This window comes from Methylobacterium sp. Leaf112 (genome assembly GCF_001423295.1).
Taxonomy (GTDB): Bacteria; Pseudomonadota; Alphaproteobacteria; order Rhizobiales; family Beijerinckiaceae; genus Methylobacterium.
This window is the reverse complement of record NZ_LMNG01000014.1, coordinates 1-26,957: the sequence shown is the minus strand read 5'-3', so window position 1 is coordinate 26,957 and position 26,957 is coordinate 1. Positions and strand designations below refer to the sequence as shown.

The 26,957-nt window shown below is 72.4% G+C and carries 29 protein-coding genes; 11 read left to right on the top strand and 18 right to left on the bottom strand.

The genetic code is table 11. From position 1 onward, the window contains the following. Positions 1 to 297 precede the first annotated feature (297 nt). Both ASF52_RS09070 and ASF52_RS09065 read left to right on the top strand, forming a co-directional pair. Positions 298 to 1,266: a sulfurtransferase gene (locus ASF52_RS09070; RefSeq protein ID WP_082502957.1), complete on the top strand. Its 969-nt coding sequence runs from the start codon at positions 298 to 300 to the stop codon at positions 1,264 to 1,266. Beyond that, complete coding sequence (locus ASF52_RS09065) at positions 1,263 to 2,558, top strand: YeeE/YedE thiosulfate transporter family protein (protein WP_082515257.1); 1,296 nt, start codon at positions 1,263 to 1,265, stop codon at positions 2,556 to 2,558. The genes ASF52_RS09070 and ASF52_RS09065 overlap by 4 nt, the downstream gene beginning before the upstream one ends. A 7-nt stretch (positions 2,559 to 2,565) precedes the next feature. On the opposite strand, the gene ASF52_RS09060 is transcribed toward ASF52_RS09065, so the two are convergent. Beyond that, complete coding sequence (locus ASF52_RS09060) at positions 2,566 to 3,432, bottom strand: transporter (protein WP_056170995.1); 867 nt, start codon at positions 3,430 to 3,432, stop codon at positions 2,566 to 2,568. A 341-nt stretch (positions 3,433 to 3,773) separates the two neighbouring features. Here ASF52_RS09060 and ASF52_RS09055 point away from each other — a divergent pair, with 341 nt between their 5' ends. The 4 genes from ASF52_RS09055 to ASF52_RS09040 all read left to right on the top strand — a co-directional run bounded on the left by ASF52_RS09055 (position 3,774) and on the right by ASF52_RS09040 (position 12,325). Further along, positions 3,774 to 5,882 carry a carbohydrate porin gene (locus ASF52_RS09055; RefSeq protein WP_082515256.1) on the top strand — a complete coding sequence of 703 codons (2,109 nt, stop codon included), beginning with the start codon at positions 3,774 to 3,776 and terminating at the stop codon, positions 5,880 to 5,882. A gap of 228 nt (positions 5,883 to 6,110) precedes the next feature. Then, on the top strand, positions 6,111 to 7,406 hold the full coding sequence (locus ASF52_RS09050; protein ID WP_056170991.1) for an efflux RND transporter periplasmic adaptor subunit: 1,296 nt from the start codon (positions 6,111 to 6,113) through the stop codon (positions 7,404 to 7,406). 72 nt (positions 7,407 to 7,478) lie between these two features. Then, on the top strand, positions 7,479 to 10,643 hold the full coding sequence (locus ASF52_RS09045; RefSeq protein WP_056170989.1) for an efflux RND transporter permease subunit: 3,165 nt from the start codon (positions 7,479 to 7,481) through the stop codon (positions 10,641 to 10,643). A gap of 113 nt (positions 10,644 to 10,756) precedes the next feature. Next, the gene (locus tag ASF52_RS09040; RefSeq protein WP_274533788.1) at positions 10,757 to 12,325 is read left to right on the top strand and encodes an efflux transporter outer membrane subunit; all 1,569 of its coding nucleotides are present in this window, start codon (positions 10,757 to 10,759) and stop codon (positions 12,323 to 12,325) included. 102 nt (positions 12,326 to 12,427) lie between these two features. Here the strand turns inward: ASF52_RS09040 and dps are convergent, their stop codons facing one another. From dps to ASF52_RS09010, 6 genes are all read right to left on the bottom strand, one after another. Next, the gene (gene dps / locus ASF52_RS09035) at positions 12,428 to 12,979 is read right to left on the bottom strand and encodes a DNA starvation/stationary phase protection protein Dps (protein ID WP_056171037.1); all 552 of its coding nucleotides are present in this window, start codon (positions 12,977 to 12,979) and stop codon (positions 12,428 to 12,430) included. Positions 12,980 to 13,181: 202 nt separating this feature from the next. Continuing rightward, entirely contained in the window at positions 13,182 to 14,348 is a 1,167-nt protein-coding gene (locus ASF52_RS09030) for a glutathionylspermidine synthase family protein (protein ID WP_056170984.1), read from the bottom strand. Continuing rightward, complete coding sequence (locus ASF52_RS09025) at positions 14,348 to 14,992, bottom strand: DUF1190 domain-containing protein (RefSeq protein ID WP_056170981.1); 645 nt, start codon at positions 14,990 to 14,992, stop codon at positions 14,348 to 14,350. Before ASF52_RS09025 ends, ASF52_RS09030 begins: the two co-directional genes overlap by 1 nt. A gap of 1 nt (position 14,993) precedes the next feature. Then, positions 14,994 to 15,392, bottom strand: coding sequence for a DUF350 domain-containing protein (locus ASF52_RS09020; RefSeq protein ID WP_056170978.1), 399 nt, complete (start codon positions 15,390 to 15,392; stop codon positions 14,994 to 14,996). Positions 15,393 to 15,548: 156 nt separating this feature from the next. Beyond that, the gene (locus ASF52_RS09015) at positions 15,549 to 16,142 is read right to left on the bottom strand and encodes a hypothetical protein (RefSeq protein ID WP_056170975.1); all 594 of its coding nucleotides are present in this window, start codon (positions 16,140 to 16,142) and stop codon (positions 15,549 to 15,551) included. Next, positions 16,139 to 16,405 (bottom strand): hypothetical protein, encoded by a 267-nt coding sequence (locus ASF52_RS09010; RefSeq protein ID WP_056170971.1) that lies wholly within the window; start codon positions 16,403 to 16,405, stop codon positions 16,139 to 16,141. Before ASF52_RS09010 ends, ASF52_RS09015 begins: the two co-directional genes overlap by 4 nt. 145 nt (positions 16,406 to 16,550) lie before the next feature. On the opposite strand from ASF52_RS09010, the gene ASF52_RS09005 reads away from it, so the two are divergent. Further along, positions 16,551 to 16,949, top strand: coding sequence for a hypothetical protein (locus ASF52_RS09005; protein WP_018042895.1), 399 nt, complete (start codon positions 16,551 to 16,553; stop codon positions 16,947 to 16,949). Between the two features lie 14 nt (positions 16,950 to 16,963). Here the strand turns inward: ASF52_RS09005 and ASF52_RS09000 are convergent, their stop codons facing one another. From ASF52_RS09000 to ASF52_RS08970, 7 genes are all read right to left on the bottom strand, one after another. Next, positions 16,964 to 17,320 carry a hypothetical protein gene (locus ASF52_RS09000; RefSeq protein ID WP_018042896.1) on the bottom strand — a complete coding sequence of 119 codons (357 nt, stop codon included), beginning with the start codon at positions 17,318 to 17,320 and terminating at the stop codon, positions 16,964 to 16,966. 53 nt (positions 17,321 to 17,373) lie between these two features. Beyond that, positions 17,374 to 18,093, bottom strand: coding sequence for a hypothetical protein (locus ASF52_RS22495; RefSeq protein ID WP_056170968.1), 720 nt, complete (start codon positions 18,091 to 18,093; stop codon positions 17,374 to 17,376). 62 nt (positions 18,094 to 18,155) lie between these two features. Then, positions 18,156 to 18,809 (bottom strand): HD domain-containing protein, encoded by a 654-nt coding sequence (locus tag ASF52_RS08990; protein WP_056170964.1) that lies wholly within the window; start codon positions 18,807 to 18,809, stop codon positions 18,156 to 18,158. A 10-nt stretch (positions 18,810 to 18,819) separates the two neighbouring features. After that, complete coding sequence (locus ASF52_RS08985; RefSeq protein ID WP_056170961.1) at positions 18,820 to 19,098, bottom strand: hypothetical protein; 279 nt, start codon at positions 19,096 to 19,098, stop codon at positions 18,820 to 18,822. 54 nt (positions 19,099 to 19,152) lie between these two features. Next, entirely contained in the window at positions 19,153 to 19,761 is a 609-nt protein-coding gene (locus ASF52_RS21935) for a hypothetical protein (protein ID WP_082515254.1), read from the bottom strand. 2 nt (positions 19,762 to 19,763) lie between these two features. After that, a complete protein-coding gene (locus tag ASF52_RS08975; RefSeq protein WP_056088179.1) occupies positions 19,764 to 20,270 on the bottom strand; it encodes a hypothetical protein in 507 nt (168 codons plus the stop codon). A gap of 108 nt (positions 20,271 to 20,378) precedes the next feature. Next, the gene (locus tag ASF52_RS08970) at positions 20,379 to 21,128 is read right to left on the bottom strand and encodes a hypothetical protein (RefSeq protein WP_056170956.1); all 750 of its coding nucleotides are present in this window, start codon (positions 21,126 to 21,128) and stop codon (positions 20,379 to 20,381) included. A gap of 54 nt (positions 21,129 to 21,182) precedes the next feature. Between ASF52_RS08970 and ASF52_RS08965 the strand changes: the two genes are divergently transcribed. The 3 genes from ASF52_RS08965 to ASF52_RS08955 are packed head-to-tail and all read left to right on the top strand — an operon-like array spanning position 21,183 to position 22,759. After that, positions 21,183 to 21,509: a hypothetical protein gene (locus tag ASF52_RS08965; protein WP_056170953.1), complete on the top strand. Its 327-nt coding sequence runs from the start codon at positions 21,183 to 21,185 to the stop codon at positions 21,507 to 21,509. Further along, positions 21,496 to 22,014, top strand: coding sequence for a hypothetical protein (locus ASF52_RS08960; protein ID WP_056170949.1), 519 nt, complete (start codon positions 21,496 to 21,498; stop codon positions 22,012 to 22,014). Before ASF52_RS08965 ends, ASF52_RS08960 begins: the two co-directional genes overlap by 14 nt. 52 nt (positions 22,015 to 22,066) lie before the next feature. Next, the gene (locus tag ASF52_RS08955; RefSeq protein ID WP_056170946.1) at positions 22,067 to 22,759 is read left to right on the top strand and encodes a hypothetical protein; all 693 of its coding nucleotides are present in this window, start codon (positions 22,067 to 22,069) and stop codon (positions 22,757 to 22,759) included. 3 nt (positions 22,760 to 22,762) lie between these two features. Here the strand turns inward: ASF52_RS08955 and ASF52_RS08950 are convergent, their stop codons facing one another. The 4 genes from ASF52_RS08950 to ASF52_RS08935 form a co-directional block, all read right to left on the bottom strand. Beyond that, on the bottom strand, positions 22,763 to 23,113 hold the full coding sequence (locus ASF52_RS08950; RefSeq protein ID WP_056170943.1) for a hypothetical protein: 351 nt from the start codon (positions 23,111 to 23,113) through the stop codon (positions 22,763 to 22,765). Between the two features lie 58 nt (positions 23,114 to 23,171). Beyond that, positions 23,172 to 23,696 (bottom strand): hypothetical protein, encoded by a 525-nt coding sequence (locus ASF52_RS08945; protein WP_056170939.1) that lies wholly within the window; start codon positions 23,694 to 23,696, stop codon positions 23,172 to 23,174. Positions 23,697 to 23,706: 10 nt separating this feature from the next. Next, on the bottom strand, positions 23,707 to 25,857 hold the full coding sequence (locus tag ASF52_RS08940; protein ID WP_056170936.1) for a M48 family metalloprotease: 2,151 nt from the start codon (positions 25,855 to 25,857) through the stop codon (positions 23,707 to 23,709). 211 nt (positions 25,858 to 26,068) lie between these two features. Next, positions 26,069 to 26,506, bottom strand: a complete 438-nt coding sequence (locus ASF52_RS08935; RefSeq protein WP_156369077.1) for a hypothetical protein — start codon at positions 26,504 to 26,506, stop codon at positions 26,069 to 26,071. Between ASF52_RS08935 and ASF52_RS22865 the strand changes: the two genes are divergently transcribed. Continuing rightward, positions 26,505 to 26,768 carry a hypothetical protein gene (locus ASF52_RS22865; RefSeq protein ID WP_056170928.1) on the top strand — a complete coding sequence of 88 codons (264 nt, stop codon included), beginning with the start codon at positions 26,505 to 26,507 and terminating at the stop codon, positions 26,766 to 26,768. The genes ASF52_RS08935 and ASF52_RS22865 overlap by 2 nt on opposite strands. Positions 26,769 to 26,957: the final 189 nt, after the last annotated feature.

Below are 26,957 nucleotides of genomic sequence, written 5' to 3'. Positions count from 1 at the left end.
GGCTCCCCGAACGGCCGCACGTTCGAGCCGCCAAGATAATCCTTCATGAAACCAAGGGTTTTGGGGCGATAGACTTGCTGCACCCGAACGTAATACAGAACAGCATTCCTTTGACTTGATGCATGCGGCAAGGCGACATTGTCGATGGTTCGCCGCCGCACTGCTGGTCCGATCAGTGATCCTCCCATCGCGAAATCAGGCGTCCGGCGGCGAGGCCGATCCTGACCTTGCAGGTCTCGAATCTCCCGGTCGCACCGGGGGGTTCGGGAGACTGTGTGCGATCCCGGAGTGTCTCCCGTGCTGCGAAAATCCGCCTGCCTGTTCGCGTTCGCCCTGACCGTGCTCACACCCGCGTTCGGGGTCGCCGCGCAGGAGCCCGTGGCCGCGACCCAACCGAACGCCGCGCAGTCTACGGCGAGCCCCCTGGTCTCCACGGAATGGCTGGAGAAGAACCTCGAGGCGAAGAAGCTCCGCATCGTCGAGGTCAGCGTCGATCCGGGCGTGTTCGAGCGCGGGCACATCCCCGGCGCCCAGAACGTCGCCTGGCACACGGACCTCGTCGAGACCGTGAGCCGCGACATCGCCGGGCCGGACAAGTTCGCCGCCCTGGTGCGGCGGCTGGGCATCGACCGCGACACCACCGTGGTGCTCTACGGCGACAACAACAACTGGTTCGCCGCCTGGGGCGCCTGGGTGTTCGCCCAGTACGGCCTGACCGACAACGTCAAGCTGCTCGATGGCGGACGCAAGAAGTGGGAGGCCGAGAAGCGCCCCCTCGACACCCGCAACCCCGAGGTCGCGGCCTCGGCCTTCGCCGTCACGCCGGCTTCGCCGGCCCTGCGCGCCCGCCTCGCCGACGTGCTGGCGGTGGCCAAACGCGAGCGCGACGAACAGATCCTCGACATCCGCTCGCCCGACGAGTTCAGCGGCAAGGTGATCGCCCCGGCCGGGGTGCAGGAACTCGCCATCCGCGCCGGCCACATCCCCGGTTCGGTGAACGTGCCCTGGGCCAAAGCGGTGAACGCCGACGGGACGATCAAGTCTCCGGCGGAACTCAAGGCCCTCTACGCGGCGGCCGGCATCGACGGCACCAAGCCGATCATCACCTCCTGCCGCATCGGCGAGCGCTCCAGCCACTCATGGTTCGTCCTCAGCCGCATCCTCGGCTACCCGACCCGCAACTACGACGGCTCGTGGACCGAGTACGGCAACACCGTCGGCGTGCCCGTGGTGAACCTCGCCGGGACCGTCTGGGGCGGCAAGTGAGCGACGGCGTCGCGGCGCGCCCCCTTGCGCCGTCCGCCCCATCGAACGTCTCCGTCCGGACGGACGGGGGCGCCCCCCTGCGGGTCGCCGGGGCGCTCGCCATCGCGGGCGGCCTCGCCCTTGCGGCCCACACCCTCGCGGGCGAACCGGGGGGCGGGCGGCTCGCCCTGTCCCTGACCTTCGGCGCCCTGTTCGGCTTCGTGCTCCAGCGCAGCCGCTTCTGCTTCTACTGCCAGTGGCGCGACCTCCTCGTCACGGGCGATCCGCGCGGGATGCTCGGCATCCTGGCCGCCCTCGCGGCGGGAATCGCCGGCTATACCGTGGTGCTGGGCGCCTGGATGCCGGACCCGTCCGGCGCGCGCCTGCCGCCCGACGCCCATATCGGCCCGGTGGGACCGGTGCTCGTGCTCGCCGGCGCGGTGTTCGGGGCCGGCATGGCGATCTCGGGCTCCTGCATCGGCGCGCATCTCTACCGCCTGGGCGAAGGCTCGCCGACGGCGCCGTTCGCGCTGCTGGGCACCGGCCTCGGCTTCGCCCTCGGGTTCGCCACCTGGAATCCGCTCTACCTCGCCAGCGTCTCGGAGGCGCCGGTCCTGTGGCTGCCGCGCCACCTCGGCTACGCCGGGAGCCTCGTCGCCGCCCTGGCGGTGCTCGGCGCCCTCGCCCTGCTCCTGCTGCGCCGCCTGCCGGCGCCCGAAGCCGTGGCGCCACCGGGCCACCTGTCGCAGAGCCACCTGTCGCAGAGCCACCTGCCGCAGAGCCACCCGCCGCCAACGAGCCCCTGGCACGCGGTGTTCGTCGTCCGCTGGCCGGTCTGGCTCGGCGGGTTGGCGGTGGGGGCGCTGGCGACCCTCGCCTACCTGCGGGTCGGCCCCCTCGGGGTCACGGCCGAGATCGGCGGACGCAGCCGGCAGGCGGCGGGGGCCTTCGGGCTGCTGCCCGAGCGCCTGGAGGGGCTCGATACGTTCCGGGGCTGCGCCACGGCCGTGCGGGACGCGGTGCTGACGCCCAACGGCCTGTTCGTCGGCGGCCTCGTGCTGGCCTCCCTCGCGGCGGCCCTCGCGGCGGGCCAGTTCCGCCCGGCCCTGCCGACGCCGGGCCAGATCGGGCGCGGCCTCATCGGCGGGCTCCTCCTCGGCTGGGGCGCCATGACCGGGCTCGGCTGCAGCGTCGGCACCCTGCTGTCGGGGATCATGGCCGGCGCCGTCTCCGGCTGGGTGTTCGGCCTCGCCCTATTTGCGGGTGCGGCCGGCACCCTGTGGGTCGGGCGACGGGCACGTCTTCTGGCGTAGACGCGGATCAGCGCCCGAAGACGGGTCGCAACGGGGCGGCCTCGGCGTCCTTGTAGATCGGCACGATGGCGCGCAGCCAGCCGCGGGTGTCGCGGCCGCCGTAATTGCTCTGGACCACGTCGCGGGTGACATAGGCCTGGAGGTTCACGGGGCCGAAATCGTAGCCGACGAGGCCGCCCACGGCGACCTGACCCTGGCGCTTGTAGGCGGGGTTGCGCGTCGGCAGATCCGTAGAGCCGAAGGCGACGGGGCCGACCTCCCACTTCCCGAACTTCTTCGTCGCCGTGAGGTCGAGGTTGAGGAAGTCGGGGTAATACGCGGTGCCCAGCGGCGAGACCGTCTCCAGCACGGTGCCGTAGAGGGCGTGCGCCGTGAGGTTGAGGCCGTCGCCGTTGTAGGTCACGGCGAAGCGCTGGTGCAGCACCGCGTTCTGGATCACGATCCGGGTGTCGCTCGGCAGGTAGGCGCCGAGCAGGTAGCTCGCATGGACGTGTTCGCCGAGGGTCCAGGCGATCTGGCCGGCCAGCAGGGTCTGGCCGAAGCCGCTCTGGTAGGCCGCACCCCGGGTGCTCGAGGCCGCGATGGGCTGGAGCACGACGAATTGCAGGCGCCCGCCCGCCACGGTCCAGGGCGTCGCCCAGATGAAGCTCGGCAGGTTGATGTTGAGCTCGGTGCCGCGCGGCTCGGTGCTGCGGATGCCGAAGCTCGACGTGTTGACGAAGTACAGGCCGACCGCGAATGGCGCGCCGGCCGGCAGGCCCACGGTCTGGCCCGGCTGCGCCGACGACCCGGCCCGCACCGGCGCCGCCATGCCGGCACCGCCCAGGGCGAGCGCCGCCATGGCCCCGGCCTTCACCCCACTCGTTCGTCCCATCGTGCTCCCGATCGTCCGCCGCAGCCGCGCCCCTCGCGGGCGACATAGCATCTGGCGACATGGCATCGGGCGAACGCACGCGCCGCATGGCGTCCTGCCGCAGGTGCGGCCTCCCGGCGCGACCGTGGCGCGAAGGCAACAATCCGGCGCCACCGACGCGGCTTCGACCGGGCGAGGGATTAAGACATGTGAAAAAGCGTGACCGGCCGATACAATCCCGGCACCCTTCCCCGACACCCTTCCACACCGGTTCGATTTCGCGTCCCCGCCCGACATGCGGGGGTCATTCGGCCGGGGTAATGCGGCGGGGCCTGCGATCCAGCCCGTCCGAGACACCCCCGATGCCGTTCCTTCCCCGTTCGTTCCGCAGGCTCCCGGGGGCGACCACGCTGGCGGTCGGCCTGAGCTTCGCCCCGGCGGCCGGAGCCGCCGATCTGGCCGCCGCACCCCGCGTCGCGCCCGCCTTCGTCGATTGGAGCGGCGTCTATCTCGGGCTCGAGGGCAGCGCCGGGGCCTCGTTCGGCGCCTTCGATTTCGGCCGGACCACCGTCGGGGGCCGGGGCGTCCCGGCCTTCCGGACCGGGGACGCGACGGGGCGCTCGGACCGCAGCCGCGAGGCCACCACCGCCGTCGGCGGCGCCTTCGCGGGCTACAACTGGCAGACCGGCCCGTGGCTCGCGGGCGTGGAGGCCGACCTCTTCGGGAGCAACCTCAAGCGACCCGTGGCCTCGACGGCGCCGGGCTTCGGCACCGAGGCCGTCGATCCGGCCTTCAGCCTCATCCGGGTCAAGTCCGACGTGCTGGGCGCCGTGCGCGGGCGCCTCGGCGTCGCCTTCGAGCGGTCGCTGATCTACGCCACCTTCGGGCTCACGGGGGCCGAGGCGCGGTTCCTCGCGACCTATCCCGACCCCGCGACGGGCGCGGTCGGCACCGCGCGGCGCGACCGCACCTATCTCGGCTTCACCCTCGGGGCCGGCGTGCAGTTCGCCGTCTCCGAGCATTTCAGCCTCGGGATCGACTACCGCTACAACGATCTCGGCGGCAGCGGCCGGTTCGACCTCGGCACGGTGCCGGGGGCGGCGGGCGGCCCGGTCTCGACCCGGGCCGGTTTCATCGCCAACGAGGTGATGGCGCGCCTGAGCTGGCATCCGGGCGGCCTGCGCCTGCCCGACGAGGCGGAAGAATCCGGCCCGGTGCTCGGCGAGCGCTTCTCGCTCCACGGCCAGACCACGTTCTTCAACCAGGCCGTGGCGGGGTTCCGTGCGCCCTACAGCGGCCCCAACAGCCTCGTGCCGCACCAGGCGCAGGCGACGACCACGGCGACGCTGTTCCTCGGCCTGAAGCTCACGGACAGCACCGAGCTCTACTACAACCCGGAATTCTCCCAGGGCTTCGGCCTCAGCCGCACCCTCGGGGTCGCCGGCTTCACCAACGGCGAGGCGCAGAAGGCCGGGGCGCCGTTCCCGAAGCTGCGCTCCGCCCGCTACTTCGTGCGCCAGACCTTCGGTCTCGGTGGCGAGACCGAGACCCTGCCCGACGGCCCAAACCAGATCGCCAACACCTACGACGTCGAGCGGATCACATTCATCGCCGGCAAGTTCGCCATGGGCGACTATTTCGACGGCAACCGCTACGCCCACGACCCGCGCGTGGATTTCGCCAATTGGGGCCTGTGGAGCTCGGCGGCCTGGGACTTCCCCGCCAACCTGCCCGGCTACACGCAGGGGATTCTGGTCGAGTACAACCGTGCCGAATTCGCGTTGCGGGCCGCCTACACCCAGGTGCCGAAGGAGCCGTCCAGCGACGTGCTCGACCCGCGGGTGTTCGAGCGCGGCGGCTTCACCATCGAGTTGGAGGAGCGCCACGTGCTGCCGTTCCTCGACCGGCCGGGCAAGCTGCGCCTCGGTGCCTTCTCCAACGTCGGCAACAGCGCGCGCTACCGCGAGGTGGTCGGCCTCGCCCAGGCGGGCACCTTCGACGACATCAACGACGCCGTGGCGGCGACCCGGCGCCCGCGCCGCAAGAGCGGGGTCTACGTCAACCTCGAACAGGCGGTCACCGACGATCTCGGCGTGTTCGCCCGCGCCAGCGCCGCCGACGGGCGCAACGAGAACCTGTCCTTCACCGACATCGACCGGAGTTTTTCCGGCGGCGTCTCCCTGAAGGGCAGCCAATGGGGCCGCCCGAGCGACACCGTCGGCCTCGGCACGTCCATGAACCAGCTCTCGCCGTCCCACCGCGACTACTTCGCCAACGGGGGGCTGGGCCTGCTCATCGGCGACGGGCGGCTGACCTACGCGCCCGAGCGGGCGGTGGAGGCCTACTACGCGCTGAGCCTCGGCAAGGCCCTGGTGCTGACGGCCGACTACCAGTTCGTGGCGAACCCCGCCTACAACCGGGACCGCGGCCCGGCGCACTTCTTCGGCACCCGCCTGCACGCGGATTTCTAGACGTGGCCCGCACGACGCCCGGCCGGAACCGGCAAGACACGGCCGAAGACACAGTCGGCGCCGGCCCGGAGGCTAACATGGGTTAGCCGCTGGCGATCACGGGCTTTTGTCCGTGCCCCCATTCCGGCGTCATTGCGCCGTCATGAATCCCGTCCTTGGGATACGACCCGGCAACGGGACGAGCCCCCCTCGAGAACGCCTTCGCGCCGACCGCCGGAAAGTGCCGCCATGTCCACAGGTCCCCGGAAGGGCATCTCCAAACTCATCGTCCTGCTCGGGCTGGTGATCTGCGCCGGTCTCGGCGCCGTCGCCTGGTCGGAGCGCGACTCGGCCTTCGCCGGATGGGTGCTCACCACGGTGCGCGAGCGCATGGCCCAGATCTCCGGCCCGTCCGAGGAGGCGGCCGACACCGTCGGCGGCCGCGCCGACACCGTCGCGCGGGTGTTCCGCCCGAACCCGGCCCAGCGCACCGCCCTGGAGATCGCCCCCGTCCGGGCCGTGACGTTCCGGCCCGAGGGCACGGCCGAGGGGCGCATCGCCCTCAACGACGACGACAACGTGCCGGTCACCTCGCCCTATGCGGGCCGGGTCACCAAGGTGCTGGTGCGGGCGGGCGACGAGGTGAAGGCCGGCGACGTGCTCCTGACCATGGAGGCCACCGACATGGTCCAGGCCCAGAGCGACTACCAGGCGGCGCTGAACACCATCGCCAAGACCACCGCCCTGCTGAAGCTCGACGTGACCATCGCGGCCCGCCAGCAGGAGCTGTTCCAGGCCAAAGCCGTGGCTCTGAAGGACTACCAGTCGGCCCAGAACGACGTGATCGGCGCCCAGAGCGACCTCAAGACCGCCGAGGCGAGCCTGGAGGCGGTAAAGAACCGCCTGCGCATCCTCGGCAAGTCGGATGCCGACATCGCCGCCTACGAGAAGAAGGGCACCCTGAGCGCCGAGACGCAGTTGCGCGCGCCCATCGCTGGCACCATCGTCCAGCGCAAGGTCGGCATCGGCCAGTATCTCAGCACCTCGGCCGAGCCGGTCTTCGTCATCGGCGACCTCTCGACGGTCTGGCTCGTCGCCAACGTGCGCGAGAGCGAGATCCCGAAGATCCGCCTCGGCCAGGACATTGAGGCCCGGGTGGCGGGCTTCGGCCAGCGGGCCTTCAAGGGCAAGGTCGACTACATGGCGGCCTCCCTCGATCCGGCGACCCGGCGCCTCGCCGTGCGCAGCGAGGTCGAGAACCCCGACCGGGTGCTCAAGCCCGAGATGTTCGCCGCCTTCACGATCTTCACCGGCCCCGGCCAGACCGCGCCGGCGATCCCGCCCTCCGCCATCGTCTACGAGGGCCGCCGCGCCCAGGTCTGGGTCGCCCGGCCCGACGGCGCCATCGAGGCCCGCGCCGTCACCCTCGGCCTCGCCGGCCAGGGCATGGTGCAGGTGGTGGAGGGGCTCAAGGCGGGCGAGGAGATCGTCACCCGCGGCGCCCTGTTCATGGATCGCGCCGTCAGCGGCGACAAGGCGTCCTGAGCCGGACCGCACGACCCTTACCGTCCCCCAAGAAATTCCCAGCCCCGATCGGCCGACCATGACCCGCGCGCGATGAACAGCCTGATCGTCTTCGCCCTGCGCCAGCGCGTGCTGGTGTTCCTCATGTTCCTCGCGATGCTGGGGCTGGGTTACGCCAGCTACACGCAGCTGAACATCGAGGCCTATCCCGATCCGGTGCCGCCGCTCGTCGACGTAATCACGCAGAATCCCGGGCAATCGGCCGACGAGATCGAGCGCTACATCACCATTCCCCTGGAGGTGCAGCTCGCCGGCATTCCCAACGCCACGGTGGTGCGGACCATCTCGCTGTTCGGCCTGTCCGACGTGAAGGTGCAGTTCAACTACAACTTCACCTACCAGGAAGCCCTGCAGCGGGTGCTCAACCGCCTGTCGCAGCTGCCGCCCCTGCCGGGCGGGGCCCAGCCGCAGATCTCGCCGACCTCCCCCGTGGGCGAGATCATGCGCTACAAGGTGACGGGGCCGGCGGGCTACTCGTCCACGGAGCTGAAGACCCTGCAGGACTGGGTGCTGCAGCGCCGGTTCAAGGCGATTCCGGGCGTGGTCGACGTCACGGCGTTCGGCGGCAAGACCAAGGAATACGAGATCGCCGTCGATCTCAACCGCCTGCAGGCCCAGGGCCTGACCCTGGTCCAACTCGTCACCGCGCTCAACAATTCGAGCATCAACGTCGGCGGCCAGACCCTCAACGTCGGCGAGCAATCGGCGGTGGTGCGGGGCATCGGCCTCATCCGCGACATGGACGACATCCGCGACACCATGCTGACGCAGGTGGCCGGCGTGCCGGTCCTCGTGCGCGATGTCGCCGACATCCGCGTCTCCAACGCGCCCCGTCTCGGCATCGTCGGCCATGACGGCCAGAACGACATCGTCGAGGGCATCGTGCTCATGAGCCGGGGCGGCAAGAGCCTGCCGACCCTGAAACTGGTGGAAGCCGAGATCGACAAGATCAACGCCAGCGGCCTGCTGCCCCCCGACGTGAAGGTCGAGCGGATCTATGACCGCAGCGGGCTCATCCACACCACCACCCACACGGTGATGCACAACCTCGTCTTCGGCGTGATCCTGGTCTTCGTGGTGCAGTGGGTGTTCCTTGGCAGTTTGCGCAGCGCCATCATCGTGGCGGCGACGATTCCCTTCGCCCTCGGGTTCGCCATCCTCATCCTCGTCCTGCGCGGCGATTCGGCCAACCTCCTGTCGCTGGGCGCCATCGATTTCGGCCTCATCGTCGATGCCACCGTGATCATGGTCGAGAACGTGTTCCGGCACGTGGCCGAACCCGAGCACAGCGAGGGCCAGGAGGCGCCGGGCGGCCTCACCGGGCGGCTCGGCACCATCGCCATCGCGGGCGCGGAGGTGAACCGGGCGATCTTCTTCTCGGCCACCATCATCATCGTCGGCTTCCTGCCGCTCTTCACCCTGACGGGCGTCGAGGGCCACATCTTCGGCCCCATGGCCAAGACCTACGCCTACGCGCTCATCGGCGGCCTGCTCGCCACCTTCACGGTCTCGCCCGCCCTCTCGGCCCTGATCCTGCCGAAACACGTGGAGGAGCGCGACACCCTGGTGGTGCGCCTGCTGCGCTTCGGCCACGTGATCATCCTGCGCTTCGGCCTGCGCAACAAGGTGCTGTCGCTCCTCGTGGTGGCGGCCATGCTCGGGGCCTCCGCCATCGCGGCCAGAACCCTCGGCCTCGAATTCCTGCCCAAGCTCGAGGAGGGCAACCTCTACATCCGCGGCACCATGCCGGCCTCGATCTCGCTGGAGGCCGGCAACGCCTACGTCGAGCGCCTGCGCAAGATGGTGTCCGACGTGCCGGAGGTGGTCACCGTCCTGTCCCACCAGGGCCGCCCCGACGACGGCACCGACGCCACCGGCTTCTTCAACGTCGAGATCCTGGCGCCGTTGAAGCCCATCGACCAGTGGCGCGCCGGCCTCGACAAGGAGACCCTGGTGCGCACCCTGTCGAAGCAGCTCGACGACGCGTTCCCCGGCATCGAGTTCAACTTCTCCCAGTACATCGAGGACAACGTGCAGGAGGCGGCCTCGGGCGTGAAGGGCGAGAACTCCGTCAAGATCTACGGCAGCGACCTCACCGAACTCACCCGCACCGCCGAGGCCGTGAAGGCGTCGCTCGCCAAGATTCCCGGCATCGCCGACCTCTCGGTCTTCGCCTCCCTCGGCCAACCCACGGTGCGCATCGACATCGACCGGCGGAAAGCCGCCCGCTTCGGCCTGACGCCCGGCGACGTGAACACCACCGTCCAGGCGGCCATCGGCGGCCAGACGGCGGGCGACCTCTACGAGTACGGCTCGGACCGGCATTTCCCCATGCGGGTGCGCCTCGCATCCGAATACCGAAGCAGCCTCGCCACCATCCGCAACATCACCATCGGGGCGCCGAATCCCGCCGGCGGCGTGATCCCCGTGCCGCTCTCCGAGATCGCCACCGTGGAGCTGACCTCGGGCGCGGCGTTCATCTACCGCGAGAACCAGGAGCGCTACATCCCGGTGAAGTTTTCCGTGCGCGGGCGCGATCTCGGCGGCGCCGTGCTGGAGGCCCAGAGCCGGATCGCCCAGGAGGTGCCCCTGCCGGCGGGCTTCCACCTCGAATGGGTCGGCCAGTTCACCAACCTGCAGGACGCCGTGGCGCGCCTCAGTGTCGTGGTGCCCATCACCATCGCGCTCATCGCGCTCCTGCTCTACGTCAACTTCGCCTCCCTCACCGACATGCTGCTGACGCTCAGCGTGATTCCCATGGCGATGATCGGCGGCATCTTCGCCCTGGCCCTGACGCTGACGCCGTTCTCCATCTCGGCGGCCATCGGCTTCATCGCGCTGTTCGGCATCTCGACCATGGAGGGCGTGATCCTGCTCTCCTATTACAACCAGCTCCTCGACGAGGGCTGGGAGCGGGGCGCCGCCGTGTGGCACGCCGCCAACGTCCGCATGCGTCCGGTGATGATGACCTGTGTCGCCGCCTGCGTCGGCCTCCTGCCGGCGGCGGTCTCCACGGGCATCGGCTCGCAGGTGCAGAAGCCCCTGGCGCTGGTGGTGGTGGGCGGCATCATGCTCGCGCCCAACCTCATCCTGGTGATCGTGCCGATCCTCATCGGGCTGTTCTCGCGGCGCAAGCCGGCCCCGGGAATGCGCCCGCCGGAGGCCGCGCACGCGGCGGCCCGGGAGGCGTACGCGTGATGCGCGCGACACAGGGGCGTGAAAGCGTCGATCCCGCACGAACCGTCGCGTTGACTCGCGCGGGTCTGCGTCGCCTCTACGGGCGTCGGACGTCCGGCGGGATCGGCCACATCATGCGACGCACCACGAACGGATCCGGGATGGCGCTCCTGCGTACGGCCCGCGCCGCCGCCCTCGTGGTGGGCCTGGCGACGGTCTTGGCGGCGGGCCTCGGCGGCTGCATGGTCGGCCCGGATTTCGTGCCCCCCGCCGATCCGCCGGTGACCCGTTACACCCGCGAGCCCCTCGGCAACCCGACGGCCACCGACAAGGTGGTGACCCGCCAGGGCGGCTCGGCCGACCAGAACTTCATCGCCGGGGCCGACGTGCCGGGCCAGTGGTGGACCCTGTTCCACTCCAAGGCGCTCAACCGCCTCGTGGAGGAGGCGCTCGCCAACAACCCCAACCTCGACGCCGCCCAGGCGGCCCTGCGCATCGCCCAGCAGAACGTCGAGGCCCAGCGCGGCACCCTGTTCCCGCAGGTGGGGTTCAACGGCCTCGGCTCGCGCCAGAAGGTGCCGGGCGGCGAACTCCAGAGCCCGCTCAACGACCAGCGCCAGCTGTTCTACAGCCTCTATACCCCGCAGGTGACGGTCTCGTTCACCCCCGACGTGTTCGGCGGCAACCGGCGCCAGATCGAATCGCTGGAGGCCCAGGCCGAGAACCAGCGCTTCCAGCTCGAGGCCGCCTACCTGTCGCTGACCGCCAACGTGGTGCTGGCGGCGATCCAGGAGGCGTCCCTGCGCGCCCAGATCGACGCGACGAAGCGGGTGATCCAGGCCCAGACCGAGGTGCTGACCCTCTACAACAAGCAGCTTTCCCTCGGGCAGATCGCCGGAGCCGACGTGGTGGTGCAGCAGGCGGCGCTCTCGGTGTCGATGCAGCTGCTGCCGCCGCTGGAAAAGCAGCTCGCGCTCCAGCGCAACCTGCTCACCGCCCTCGTCGGGCGCCTGCCCAGCGAGGAAGTCACCCAGACCTTCACCCTCGCTTCGCTCCGCCTGCCGACCCGGCTGCCCGTCAGCCTGCCCTCGCACCTCGTGCAGCAGCGCCCCGACGTGAAGGCGGCTGAGGCCAACGTGCAGCAGGCGAGCGCGCTCGTGGGGGTCGCCGTCGCCAACCGCCTGCCGCAGTTCAACATTACGGCCAATGGCGGGTCGAGCGCCGTGCGGATCGCCCAGCTCGCGAGTTCGGCGGCGAGCTTCTACGGCATCGTCGGCACCGTGGCCCAACCGATCTTCGACGCCGGCACCCTGTTCCGCCGCCAGCGCGCCGCGGAGGAGACCCTGGACCAGGCCCAGGCCCAGTACCGCGCCGTGGTCATCGGCGCGTTCCAGAACGTCGCCGACGCCCTGCGGGCGCTGCAATCCGACGCTCAGGCCGTGGCGGCGGCGGCCGCGGCCGAGAAGGCGACGAGCCAGAGCCTCGACCTCATCCGCAAGCAGTACACCGCAGGCGCCATCAACAGCACCCAGGTGCTCATCGCCCAGCAATCCTACCTGTCGGCCATCGTCACCTCGGCGGGGGCCCGCGCCAACCAGTACGCCGACACCGCGGCCCTGTTCCAGGCGCTCGGCGGCGGCTGGTGGAACCGCAACGACGTCCGGCCGCCCAAGCCGGAACGGGACCCGGCGCCGTTCCTGTAGGGGACGCGCGCCCTGGGCGGAGTTCCACGAAAAAGGGCGCCGGAGACCGGTGCCCTTTATCGTTTCAGCGAACCGGCGAAACGGTTCGGCGCTCGTCGCCTGTCAGCGCTTGCCGGCGTGGTCGCCGTCGCGCAACTGGCCGGTGGGCTCCTGGACATGGGCCTCGAGGAACCAGAGTTGCTTGTCGACGCCACGCGACACCTCGGTGAAGAGATCCGCCGTGCCGGCATCCCCGGCCTCGTCGGTGTCGTCGATGTTCTGGCGCACGGCGTTGGCGTAGACGGCGTAGCGGTCGATCAGCGCCGCGACGTGGTCGGCGATGGCGTAGGCGTCGAGGGGATAGGGGGCGAGCTGCGACGAACCCGCGACGGCCGCCGCCGTGCCCCGGGCGGTCCCGCCGAGCTGGGTGACGCGCTCGGCGACCTTGTCGTTGTAGTCGTCGAGCTCGGCGCGGAAACTGTCCAGCATCTCGTGGATGCCGATGAACTGCGGACCCTTCAGGTTCCAGTGCGCCTGCTTCACCGCCAGCGCCAGGTCGATGCCGTCGGCCAGACGGGCGTTGAGGGCGTCGGTCGAGACCTGCTTGGCGTTGGACTTCGTGCCGTTCTGGGTCTCGTGGAGCCGCTGGCCCGAGGTGGAATTCGTGTTCGCCATGATCAATCCTTTGCGTTTTGAGGAATGAAATCCCATTCCTCCGCCACGTGATGCACGGCCCGAGGCGATCGCCCCGTGCGTCACGCACATACCTCCATCAAGACGGCGAACGCCTGAGGGTTCCTTGGCCGCGACGCGAAGTGCCCGTGCCGGTCACGGTCGATGGCACGACGCCCCGTCGCGGAGCATCGCGGACCCGGCCTCAACCGTCGATGAGGTGCGGCACGAACCGGGCCCGGTCGGTGGTGATGCGCGACGCGCCCTCGCGCAGGCACAGACCGGCGGGTTCGTCGCCGACGATCCAGCTGCCGACCAGGGCGTGGCGGCCGTCGAAGACCGGGAGTTCGGCGAGCGCCTGGCGCACGTAGCCCTCGCCGCCGTAGGGCCCCTCGTCCCGCTCCAGCAGCACGCCGTCGCGCACGAGGAGGATGTTGGCGCCCTCGCGGGAGTAGAGCGGCTTCTTCACGAACGAAGTGCCGAGAGCCGCCTTGGCGGGGTCGGACTCGAAATAGGCCGGCAGCAGGTTCGGGTGCCCGGGCGCCAAGGCCCAGAGATGGGCGAGGAGCCCCTTGTTCGAGAGCACGGCCTTCCAGGGCGGTTCGAGGAAGCGGGTGGGCGACGCGCCGATGGCGGCGCCGAAGGCGTCGGCGAACATCCACTCCCACGGGTAGAGCTTGAACAGGGCGTCGAGGGGCCCGCCCCCGGCCTCGACGAAACGCCCGTCCTCGGCGAGGCCGATGGCCTCGATGGGCACGAAGGGGGCGGTGAGCCCGGCCTGCACCGCGCAATCCTGCAGGTAGGCCACCGTGCCCCGGTCCTCCAATGCGTCGGGAAAACACGTGAACGCCAACCGGCCCGGCAGCCCCATCCCGGCAAGCCGGGCGATGAGGCGCTCGTGCAGCGCGTTGAACTGGTCGGCCCCCGCGGGCAGGCGCCCCGTCGCGAGGCCGTCCTCCAGCCAGAGCCACTGGAACACCGCGCTCTCGTAGAGGGCCGTCGGCGTGTCGGCGTTGTATTCGAGGAGCTTCGCCGGCCCCGTGCCGGCCCCGCCGTAGCGGAAGTCGAGGCGCCCGTAGAGGGACGGGTCGCGCCGCCGGAAGCTGTCCGCAATGGCGTCCCAGGCATGTTCGGGGATCGCCAGGGAGGCGAGGATCGCCGCGTCCGCCACCGCCCGCTCGGCGAAGGCGAGGCAGAGGGCGTGGATCTCGCGGGTCGGCGCCTCGAGGTCGTCCTCGATCTCCGCCAGGGTGAAGGCATAGTAGGCGCCCTCGTCCCAGTAGGGCGCGTCGTCGAAGGTATGGAAGGTGAAGCCCGCCCGGGCCGCGTGCGCGCGCCAGTCCGGCCGCTCGGGCAGCGTCACCCGGCGCATCAGCCGCCCCCGAACCCGCCCGAGCGGCTGCCCGAGGCGGAGGAGAACGCCCGCCCGGTCGCGCCGAAGCCGCCGGATGTCACCGTGCGGGGTGACGATGGCGTCGCGCGCGCCACCCGCGACGCCACATGGGTCGCCCCGCCGCCGCGGGCGGCGAAAACCCGTCCGCCCGCGCCGGTGCAGTAGCCCCCGCCCCCGCCCGTCGCCTCGTCCGCGTGCCGGTAGAGGGGCTGGGGCGGCAGGGCCTGCTCCACCGTGCGGCCGAGGAGGTAGGCCGCCATCACGGGCACGAAGAACCCGGCCGCGTCCGCCACGACGGTCTCACCCGCGACGCAGCCGTCCGGGCCGTGATGCCCCCGGCACTCGTCCAGGGTGCGGTAGCGCGGCGCGCTCGACGCGTAGGCGGCCAGAGCCGCCGCGTGGTCGGTCGTGCAGGCCTCGGCGCTGCGCAGGCCCTGCGCGGCACAGGCGGCGGGGTTCTCGTACACGAGGGCGTCCTCCTCCTTCTGGGAGGGATCGAGCCCGGCCAGCACCAGGGCGGCGGTGCCCGCCCCGGCGACGAGGACGAGGGAGATGGCGACGGAGCGCTTGCGGCGGCGCGCCTCGGCGGCGGCGTCCGGTGTCCCCGGGGGCGGCACCACCATCTCAGGCGGTCATCGAGGCGGCGTTGACGATGCCGCCCGCGAAGGACGCGGCACCGAGGAGCGTCGCGGCGGCCATGCTGCCCGCCTCGATGCGCCGGGAGAGGTCGGGCACGGCGAGGCGCACGAGCCAGTAGATCGCGATCTGCACCACGAGGGCGACGAGGCCCCAGACGATGCAGTCGAGGAGGGATTGCGCGTTGTAGATCGCCACCGAGAGCGGCAGGGCGAAGCCGACGAGGCTGAAGCCGAGGGCCACCGCCGCCGCCGCCACGTCCTGGCGGATCAGCGCGACCTCGTTGTGGGCGGTGGCGAGGGTGTAGACGAGGAGATACGTCCCGATGAGCCCCCCGGCGGTGGCGAGGTAGAGCAGGAAGGCGGGCAGCCCCGAGATCGAGGTCACGCCGGCATCCCCGAGCCGGGGCGCGGCGCTGCCGTAGGCGATTCGTCCATGGCACCGTCTCCCGTCTGAGCCCGTCCACACGGCGTACCATGCGGCCCCGCGCGATCACAACCGCGTGACGGCGTCCTCAACCGGCCTTCGCGTCGGCGGGCGCGTTCATCGGGGCCAGCCGAAGTAACGCGTGGCGGCGCCTCCGCCTTCCGCCAGCGGCCGCGTCAGCCGGCCGTGCCGGTCGATCAGCCCCCAACGGCCCCCGACCATGGCGGACGGCTGGCGCCCATCCGAGCGGCAGCCTTGGCAGACCAGGGCCTCCCCGCGGGCGTTGAACGGGAACGACCAGTCGAAATCCGTGGCCAGGACCCGGCGCAGGCGCCGGTCGTGGAACGCGACCTTGCCGGCGTGACGCGCGCGCACCAACCCCTGCGCGAAGGGGTCCGGCCCGTTGTCGAGGGGGAACACCGCCAGCGCCAGCCCGTCGCGGCGCGCCCAGAGCCAGCCGATTTCGTCGACGACGATCTCCGTCACCCCGCCCCGGAACGGCATGCGCGCGAGGCGGGCGGGATCGATGCGGACGAAGTCCCCCGCGCGGCGGGCGCAGTGCTCCGTGCGGGCGAAATCCGCGTGGACGTCGCGGCAGGCGAGCGGGTAGGCGCCCCCGTCGCGCGCCCGCACGGCCTGGGGCGCGAGGCCGGCCGCGAGCCCCAGGAGGGCGAGCGAGGCGAGCGCTCGTCCCCGTACCGCCCGGCTCACCGGAGGCCCCAGCGCCCGACCGGGCCGGGCGCGCCCGTGGCATTGTCCACGCACACGCGCCAGCCGCTGCCGTAGGCGACCTCGCGGACGTCCCAGACGAGGCCGGTGTCCGTCCGGGTCGGCACGGCCGTGCCGGTGGTGGCGAGGCCCGTTCCCGCCGCGGCGCGCGCCGCGATTGCCGCCGCCCGCTCGGGCGTGAGGCGGCCCGTCGCGGGTGCTTGCGCGCCGGATGGGGAGAACAGGCGGTCCAGGATCACCAGCACGGCTCGGGCTCCTCGCATCGACGGGCGAGCATGGGCGTCCGGCCCCGAGATGTCACCCGCCCCGGCGCCGGTTGCGGGGCGGGCGTCCGTCGGTCACACATCCCGGACCGTATCAGGCGGGAAGAACCGCATGGGAGGAACCCGGATGTCCCTGACGCTCGACCACTCCTCCGTGGAGGAACTCAACCTGGCCCTGCGCCTGTATCGGCGCCTGCTGGTCCGCCTGCTCCTGATCCTCGTCCTGGGCTTTGCCGGGGTGATCGGTCTGGCCAAGCTCAGCACGATCCTGTCGCCGCCCTACGGCGTCTATCTCCTCGGGCAGGGCCTGGAGACCTGGGGGCTGCTCGGCCTCCTCGCCCTGCTGTTCGCGGAATTCTGGTGGGAGGGCCGCCAGATCGGCAAGGCCCTGAACCATCCGGGCCTGCTGGATTCCCCTGTCGCCGGGCTGCTGAGCGGCCTCGCGGTGATCGGTGAGCGCGCCGCCGCCATCGGGATGGAGCCCGGCTTCTTCCACGGCCCCCTGCGGCCGATCCGCCAGCGCTGACGGGTCCTTGGCGCTCAGCGCGCCGGCCCCTCGCGGGCGACCAGACTGTCGCGGTGGACCGCGAGGCTCGCTCCGGCGCTCGCGAGGGTGACGGCGAAGCCGAGGGCGGGCAGCGTCCAATCCTCCGCCCGCCACAGGGCCGCCGCGAGGCCCGCGCCGGCGCCGAGGCAGGCCAGGGCCAGGGCGGCCCGCCAGCACCGCACCGCACGCGGCTCGAACCGCACCAGGCCGTTCGCCCACCAGACCAGGGGCAGCATCGACAGCCAATAGAGGGGTTGGGCCCGGGCGGCGCCGTGCGGTCCCGGCACGAGGCAGGCGGTAACCGAGACGGTGGCGGCGAGGCCCGCCACGACGGCGAGCCCGGCCGCCACGTTCGAGGGACGGTCCTTGCGCAGGCGCTGCCAGTAGGCCGGGTCGCGGCGGATCAGGGGGCTTCCTCCCGGGCCGGCGCCGGACGCTTCCAGGCCGCGAGGCGGGCCAGGACGTAGGCCGGCACGCGGTCGGCCACGGCCAGATTCTCCGGGCGCAGGGAGAAATCGTAGGTGAGGCCGTCGCGGTGGACGAGGTAGGTGCAGGTGGAGACCTCGCGCTTGTCCGAAGTGTCCGAGGCGAGGCAGCCGGGCGGGGCCTGGTCGGCCGGCCGCGCCGCGTGCCGGGACGGGAGGCGGTAGAAGCGCCGGTGGTCGACGCCCTCGGAATGGACGAGGCGCTCGCCGCCGGACGGGTCGGGCCGCCACGGCGCGCCCTCGGCGAGCCGCGCATCGAAAATGCCCCATTGCCGGGCGTGGAGGGGTGCGAAGCGGCGCCCGTCCGGGTCGCCGACGACGTGGACCACGAGGTCGGTGGCGAACGGGCCGGCATGGCCGTGGCTGAGGGGGCTGTAGCCGGGGAGGCCCGCCGCGACCTCGGCGGCGGGCAGCATCAGCCAGAGCGAATCCGCCGGTTCCCGGCCGAGCCCCGGGAGCGCGTCGAGCCAGGGCAGGCGGAAATTTCGGGAAAACTCGTAGGTGTGCGGCACGGCGTACGCGGTCCCGGCGAGGCGGTACCGCGTGATGCCGAACCGGCCCTCCGCCGCGAAGGCCGCGAGCACGAGGGGCAGGCCGAGGAGCGCGACGAGGCGCGCGACGCGACGCGAGGGACGCATGCGGGACGTTCCTATTCCGTGAGTCTGCCTATTCCGTGAGTCCGCCTATTCCGTGGGTCCGCCTATTCCGTGGGCCCGGCGCGGAGCCCGGCCGCTTCCGCCGCGAGGTTGGCGCGGGCGGCCGCCTCCAAGCGGTCGTGGAAGAGGTCGGTCTGGTAGAGGCGCGGCCGGGCGAGGAAGCGGTCGAGGATCTGGGCGCGCCCGAGCCGCCACGCCGCCTCGGGAACGGCGGCGTATTCCCGGCGGATCGCCGCCGCGTAGGCCGCGTAGACGGCGCGCGGCGCACCGAGCACGGCGAGATCGAGGTCGAGGAGGAGCCGTGTCGCCGGGTCCGCGCTCGGGCCGTGCGCCGCCGTCGCGTGGATCATCGCGATCGCGGCCCGGACGCGCGCATCCTCGGACGCCGGCCCCGCCTCGGCACGCAGAAGGTCGGCGCTGCGGGCTTCGTTGTCGGCGCGGGCGATGTCGTAGACGGCGTCGTGGAAGGCGATGGCGAGGTCGACGGCGTCGCCGTCGACGCCCGCGAAATCGGGATGCGCCCGCACGGAATCGTGCCCCGCGAGCAGCGCCGCGACGTGGGGCCAGCCGTGATAGTGCCGGTCCGCCGCGCCGTAGCCCGCGTCGAGGGCCCGCCACGCCGCCGCGCCGGGCGTGCCGACGGTCCGCGCCCACAGGGCGTCGAACCGCGCGCGAAGGGACGCGTCCGTGGCTTCCATCCTGCCGGCCTCAGTTCACGCGGTGGCAGGTCGAGGTGGTCTCGGCAGCCCCGCGCATCCCGCCCGCCGGCCGCACCTCGCAGACCACGTACTTGCCGCCCCGCTCGAGGGTGAAGCTCGGACCGGAGGCGGAGACGATGCGGTGGCCGCCGTTGAGGAGCGCGCTCATGGGCTCCTCAACCGGCACCCAGGTCGTGGCCGGGCGCGGCGGCACGGCGGGGCCCTGGGCGACGGCCGGGCCGGCCACGAGGATCAGCGGGACGAGGGTGTGGGACAGCGTTCGGCGCATGGGATCGTCCTGGGGTCGGGGGCGGGCCTTCGGGCCGTTCGGGCGGCGAGGGGGTCAGGGCGTCACCACGGCGAGGTCGGCGGCAGGCAGCCAGCCGATGACCGGCGCCTTCTCGCCCCGGTAGCGCACGCGCACCCAGGCGTCCCGCCGCTCCAACACCGCGACGGGATCGAGCCGGACGAGGTAGGGCGGCCGGGCCAGAGCCGGGCCGGGTTCCGGCCGGAAGGCCGTGCGCTCGGCCGTCACGAGGCCGACGCCGATCCATCCGTCCGGGGTCGACGCCGCACGCCGCGAGAGCGCGTAGGGGGTCCCCACCATGGTGCCCGTGGTCATCGAACACCCGCCGTGATCCTCCGCGAGGGTCAGGGCGGCGCCGTCCGGGGTGAAGGCGAGGTCCCCCGGGATGCGCTCCGGCTCGTCGGGAAACCACGTCTCGACCTTGGCCCGGTCGCCCGCGAGGGTGCCGCGCAGGAGGAACACGCAGGCGAATTGAGGGCTCCCGGCTTCGGCCGCCCCCCGCTGCTCGGCGAAGACCCCCGCCACCGCATCGCCGGAGACCGCCAGGGTCAGGCTGTCGTAGGTGCCGGACCGGGCGGCCGGCTCGGCCGCCGCCGCGCCGCAGGCGGCGAGCAGGGCGGCGAGGCCCAGGGCGGTGCCACGCACCGTCAGAGGCCCTTCTCCAGCAGCTTCACCACGGCCTCGACCCGGTCCTTCGAGTCGGCGACGTTGGTGAACGGCCGCCAGTTCACGTCGAGGACCCCGCCGTCGAACGTGAGGCGCTTGGCGTAGTTCGAGGCGGGCGCGGTGTTCTCGTCGAAGCGGACGCGGATGGTCTTGAGCTTCGCGGCCAGGGCGTCGCGGCCCATCTTGTCCTTGGCCACCTCCTTCAGCCCGGCGGCGAGGGGCTCGAAGATCGTCTTCTCGAAATAGTCCGGGTCGGAATAGTACTTGGCGTCGCCCGGGAGCGTGAGGTCGTCCCACGCCACCTCCACCGGCACGGCGAAGCCCGCCGCCTCCTGGATCGCCTTTTCCTGCGCGGGGTAGCGGTCCTGGCGGTAGGCCGCGATCGCTCGGCGCTCGGCGAGGCCGATGGTCGGCTCGGCCATGGCCGAGGGGGCGGACAGGACCGACAGGGCGAGCGCGGCGGCGAGGGCGTGGCGGCGTGAGATCATGCGGTGGTTCCTCGGTAGGACGGCCCCGGATGCGGGCTTGGCGTGACGGTTCGATGACGGGGCGGGCACGCTGTCAAAGTGAGAGCCGCCCTCACGGGGAGATCGCCTTCACGGTGTCGGGGCGCAGCGCACCGGGCCGCCGGCCTCGACGGTGGGCGGGGCGGTCCCCGTGAGGCGTACGGGAAACGAGACGATGCTGGGCGTGTCCTTCGGGGCCTTTCCGGCCCGATAGCTCCCGGCGCAGGCCTTCACGGGTGCCGGCAGGGCCGCGACGGCGGGTGGAAGCGGCCCGTCGCGGGCGATCCGCGCCCAGCACCCGGCGCCGTGCTTCGGGATCGAGCAGGCCCCCTGCACGCCGCGGAGGAACCCGAGCCGCAGGGTCCCGTCCGCGACAGCGAAGGTGTCGATGCCGGCCTCGGCGGTCGTGTCCCGGATCAGGGTGCGGCCCGTGCCCGCGTCGAGCACCGCGAACGGGACGGTGCCGTTGGTGCTCGCTTGCTCGAAGACGAGGAACCCGCCCGTGCGGCCGAGGAAGCGCTGGCCGGCGGTCGCCAGGATGCGCGCACCCGGCCCCGGCGCGGCGGCGCAGGCGGGGGCGGCGCCGTTCACGAGCGGCACGAGGCTCGCGTCCTCGGGGTCCGGCGTGTCGGTGTCGCTCTCGCGCACCATGAGATCGCGGTAGGTGGTGCAGGTGATCTGCTTGCCCTCCCCCGACATCTTGCCCTCTCCAGACGTCGCGGTCTCGGTCTTCGCGGGCGGCTCGAACCGCGCCGCCTCCCATCCCGCCGCCACTGACGGGGCGGGGAGGCACGCTGCGAGGAGCGCGAAGCGGGCGGCGGGGAGAAGGCTGCGTCTCATGCGGGTTCCCTGTATACGGCGCGGGAGCCCCGAGGAAAGGCAGGATGGAGTGCCATGCGGACCGTTCTCGCCAAGGTCGCCAAGGGTTCTGCCGGGCCGCTCGCAACGCTTCTCGCCGCGCCGCTCCTCGGACCGCTCGCCGTCCGGGCCGAGCCCGCTCTGCCGGGCGACGTGACGGCGTACGTGACGCGGCTGCGGGACTGCAACCATTGGGGCGGGGAGGAGGCCACGGACGCGGCGCGCGGCCGGGCCATCGCGGCGGCCGTGAAGCGTCTGCGCTGCGACGCCGCCGAGGCGGACGGGCGGACCCTGCGACGGCGCCACCGGGGCGACCCCGCCTTCCTGAAGGCCCTCGACGGCGCGCGCGATGCGGACGGTTGAGCGGGGGCCCGACGCCGGCGATCCGGTCCGCCGCCCCGTCCTGCGCCTGCTGCACGTTCCGCTCCTCGGGCTGCTGCTGGCACTCGGCCTCGCCCCGGTCTTCCTGCTGTTTCCCCTCCTGCCCGCGGAGCCCGGAACCGATCCGACCCTGCGGCCCGTCGAACTCTGGCTCGGCACGGCCCTCGTCGGCGGCCTCGTCGGCACCGTGGAGGGCGCGGCGCGGCCCCTCTACCGGGCGGCCGGCCTCGTCCTCGCCGTCGGCCTGCTCTCGATCCCGGTCCTGCGCGTCCTCCTCTGGACCGACCTTCCGGTCCCGCACGGGCTCGCGCGCTGGCTCGGCCTCGACGGGGAAGCCGCCCTCGACGGCCACCTGTACGAGATCTGGCTCGCTGCGTGGCTTTCGGCCTGGGTTTTGGCTTGGGTTTTGGCTTGGCTCGGCCTCGCGCTCCTGGGCCGGCACCTCCCGGCGCGACGCGCCCGCATCGGCCGGACCGCCGTTCGATGACGGCGCCGGTCGGGGATTCTGGTCCGGGATTGTCGGCGATGATCGTCCCGCCATGATTGCCCCTCGGTCCGACGGGACGCGAAGGGCGGCCCTCGTCGTCGGCGGCTGCGGTGTCGTCGTGTTCGGCTGGGCCCTCGTCGCCTACGCGCCGGTCCCGGGGATCGCCGCGGCCGTCGTCGCGGTGCCGGCGTTCGCCCGCGCGGCGACGCACCGGGTCGCGGTCTTCCTCGCCCTGGCGGCCGTCGGCGGCGGCATGACCTGGGCGGCGTTCGGAACGACGACGGGCTACTTCGTCCTGAACCGATCGCGGCTCGACGCCGTGGTGGCCGAGATCGCGACCATGCCCACCCTGGTGTCCTTCGAACGCGGGCGGGACGATCCTCCGGCGGAGGCGGAGCGTACGGCGTGGTGGGAGAGCACCCGCCTCGTCAACGGCCGGCGCGTCACCCCGTACCGTCCGCAAGGCGCGCGCGACACGGACAGCCTGCGGGAGATCGACGTCCTGCGGGACCTCGGGGTTCCCTACGCTCGCTACCGCGCCCTCTGCCACGCCCTCGAACGCCTCGGGCTCGCGGGGTTCACCCGCGGTCCCGGCGGCGAGATCGCCCTGGACGAACCGATCCCGGGGGGCACGCCCTGGGGCACGTCGTTCGTGTACCGGCCGGACGATGCGTTTCCGGCCGGCTCCGGGGCCGAGAGCGACCGCCGCCTCGCGCCGAACTGGTTCTTCGTGACGCGGGGCTGAGATTCACCGGACGACGCCGCCGGATTCCTGGAAGGAAGAGCGGGCGCGCGGAGCCTCCGCCGTGGTGATGGTACCGGTCCCGAGCAGGGCCGCGAACACGAGCATCGGCACGGCCCAGACCTGCATCGGCAACCCCCAGAAGGCGTGGTCGCGCCCGGCCGGCCCGAAGGTCGTGCCGCGGTTCCAGCGCAGGCCGAGGCCGAGGACGGCGAGCGCCGCGAGACTCATGGTGAGGCAGACCGCCCGGTCCACTTCCGGCCCGTCGACCTGCCGCAGGACGATCAGGGGCAGGAACATCGCCAGCGCCACGAAGAAGACGACCCAGTAGCCCCGCCCGGTCCAGAACACGATCATGCGGCGCCCCCCTCGCGCGGTGTGTGGAGCGATCCGTCCCGCCGAAGCCGCGATCGCATCAGCCCATGGCCCCCGCGCCGGCCCGCCGGTTGCGCACCATCGCGGCGAGGGCCGCGACGATGATGGCCGCCAGCGCTCCCGCAATGACCAGAAGCGTGACGGTGCGGTTCCACAGGCGGTCGAGGGCGAGATCGGTGGTGACGAGGTCGGGCCGGGCCGGATCGGCCATCACCCGGACGCTGTAATCGCCCGCATGCACGCCCGTGAACACGGTGTTGATCCGGCGGACCACCGGGCCCGACGGGGTGGGCAGGGTGAGGGTCATGTCGCAGAGGTGGAGCACGATCTTGGTGCTGCACTTGCCGTCGCTCACCCGCGCGGCGGCGACGGGACGCGCCGTGTCGCGGATCTGCCAATCCGTCACCACCGGCGGGGCCGTGTAGACGGCGCAGGCGACGAGGAGGGCACCCAGCGCCACGAGGCCGAACAGGGTCCAGAAGATGTTGCCCCAGCCCTGGCGGGGCGGCGGCAGGCGCAAGGATTCCGTACGCGAGGGCTCGGGGCGGTTGGGGGCGGTGTTCATGGTCGGAACCTCACGGGATCACGGGGGTCTGGGAGGATTCGGAAGCCGCCGCGGTCTCGGCCAGGACACGGCGCGCCTGCGCCGCAGTCTCGGCCAGGACACGGCGCGCCTGCGCCGCCTGCCGGTAGCGGCCGATGAGGTCGGCGAAGTCCTGTACCGACATCCGGTACGGCAGGCCGGCCGTGACGGTGACGATGCCGCGCCCTGCGTCGAGCTTCACCTTGCGGCCGCCCGGCACCGCCTGCGGGAACGGCGCCTCCGGCGGCAGCAGCAGGCGGGTGACGACGCCGTTCTGCCGGGTCGTCATGTCGAGGTCGGCGATGCTGTCCCAGAGGATCGGTCGGTCGAGGCCGGGCACCGCCAGGGCCTCGGGGGTCAGGATCATCGTCGTGCGCTCGCCCCGCCACAGCCGAAATCCGCCGAAGCCGCCCAGGACCGCCCCGCACGCCAGCGCTACCCCCACCACGGCCCCCGCCTGGCTGGCGGACAGGCCGGGCAGGCCGGCGGSGAGCCACAGGAGGGCGACCCCGATGAAGAAGCCGCCCGCCACCAGGAGGGCGATGGCCCCCGGGCGGGTGCTTTCGCGCAGCTCCCGCGCCTCGGTGCCGATCTCCGCCGCCGTCGCTTCGAGATGAGCGCGGAAGGCCGCATCGTGGGCCCGCACCGCGTCGAGGAAATCGTGCGTCGCCGCGCGGCAGAGGCCGGCGGGATCGGCGAAGTAGGCCGCGAGCTGGCCGAGCGCGTGCGGGGGCGGAACGGCGGCGGCGGCGGCCAGGAGTTCGGCGTCGAGGGTCCGGCCGAGGGCCGCCACGCGCTCGCGGGTCGGCGGATGGGTGTCGGTGGGGTGGGCCTGCTCCGCCTCGAGATGCGTCGCCGGATCGTCGAGGCCGCGCGCGATGGCGTGGTCGAGGCTCGCCGCCACGAGGTCGGCCGGGGCGGACCCGGGCGCCTCGGCGGCGGCGTCCAAGGTCTCGGCGATGCGGGGGGCCACCGCCCCCGTGCGCAGGAGCGCCCGCGCGGCGGCGTCCACGGAGGCCGGGCCGGCACCCGCCGCATCGGCCGCGAACTCGCGGGTCCGGCTCCAGTGGCGCACGGCGAGGTGGAAGTTCTCCATGACGAAGACGCCGAGGCGCAAGGACGGGCCGAGGAGCCCGAAGGACCCGGCATGCCCCTCCGCCACCGCGTCGAGGGAGCGGCCGACGCCGGCATAGATCGGCAGGAAGCGCTGGCTGTAGACGGTGTCGCCCCCGGCGTAGTGGGCGAGTTCGTGGCCGATGATCGCCGCCACCTCGTCGCCCCGCAGTAGGGCGAGGTAGGGCAGCGGCAGGTAGAGGATCCGGCCCGTCAGCGGCGCGCCGCCGGGCTCGACCACGGCCGGGCCGGCGCTGACGAAGAAGCCCCCCGTGAGACCGACCACTACGGCCTCGGGCTTCAACGCCCCGAGCCGGTCGGCCAGCCCCTCGGTGAGCCGCCACAGGCCCGGCGCCTCGGCGGGCGAGACGACCCGGCCGAAGATCGACAGGGGGTCGGGCTCGAAGGCGGACAGCGCCCGGCGCAGGCCCAGAACCGTGGCGCCCGCCGCGATCAGGACCGCCCCGACGGCGACGGCGGCCAGGAACAGCATCTTGATCTCGCCGCCGCCCAGCCCGGGCCGCGCCAGCAGCCCGGCCTCGAAGACCACGGCCGCGACGAAGCCCGCCGTGGTGAGGAGAACCTGGAGGGCGAGCACCGGCGGCAGCAGGCGGCGCATCCACGAGAAGCCGGCCACCAGCGCGTCGCGCGAGGCCCGCCCCAGTCGCCCGAGGGCGGCGCCGGCCAGGAGCACGAGGATCGACAGGAGGGCGGCGGCGCCCCCGGCCGCGACGACCACGGGCGGGAGCAGGCGGCGCCAGTCCATGATCGTCATCAGGGTCGCGACCTCGTCCCGGGCCGCCCGAGCCTGAACCAGGGCGAGGGGACCGCCGTAACCCTTGCCGTTGCGGCGGAACTGCATCCGGAAATCGGGGCGCCCGTCCGGCGGCGCCCGCGCCTCCAGATCCGCGACGATCCGGGTCAGGTGCTCCCGCTCGGCGGCGAGATCGGCCCAATCGGCGCCGGCCCGCTCCTGCTCCCACAGGCCGAGGAGCAGGATGCCCAGGGGCAGCAGGACGGTCGCCGCCACGAGGCGGGCGAGGGCATTCAGGCGCGACGGCGCGCGCGGGGTCTTCGTATCGGAGATGCTGGCCTCCTCAGGTCATCGGCCCGAAAGGTGGACACCGGTTTCTCGGGGATGCCGGTGCCCGCACGCGGCTCCGGCCCATCGCCGGGCCGCTGCCGATCGCCGTCGGGCGTTCGCTTCGAAAGGGGGAGCCCCCCGACGGGACGCGACGCGATCAGAACTTGTTCGCCGCCGGCACGTCCGCCGGGATCGGCAGGTGGGTTTCGTGCTTGGCGCAGGGAATCCGGTCGACCCGGCGGGTCTCGCCCTTGATGAGTTCCATGGCTCCGGTCTTGCGGTCGATGTTGAAGTACCCCCCGGGGTTCTTCAGCTTGATGATGTCGCTGGATTCGGCGGCGACGGCCTGCGGCTTCGAATCGAGCGCACCGTTCGCCTTCATCAGCGCCCAGCGCCGGGCGGGAAGATCGATGCTGAAGTAGATCGTCTTGCCACCGGTGTTGACGCAGGCCAGCGTGAACGGCTGCGCCGTCTCCTGCGCACGTGCAGGCTGCTGCGCGAGCGCGGCGCACACGCCGAAGGGGAGTAGAAAACGGCGCGCGTGTTCGTGCCTGTTTCCCCGCATTCGCCCCGCTCCCCCTGACTGCGCCGGCATGATCGCGGCGTTCGGTCATAAGCACGCGGACCGCGATCGGCAAATCCATCGCCCGTGCGCGACGGCCCTGCCTCGCGAGGCGGATCAGGAGACCATGCGTGCTTTTGCCCGCCGGCCGTCGCGGATCCGCACGTCACTTTGGAGCTTATCCAAGGTGATCGTGTTTCCCCTCGGCACCCCGTCCGGCGCGCCGGACCTCGCCCGGCCGTTCGCCGGCGACGGGGCGGCGCCGCAACGGGACCAGTTGGAGCCCTCGAAGTGAATCGGAGAGACTTGATGGTGGGAGCATCCGCCACGGCGGCCCTGGCGGCCGTGCCCGCAGCGGGCGCCACGCCGGCGGCCGACCGGCCGACCGGGACCGACAAGCCCGTCCTGGCGAAGGTGTCGCTGACGGTGAACGGCCAGCGCCGGGACCTCGAACTCGACACCCGCACCTCGCTCCTCGACGCGG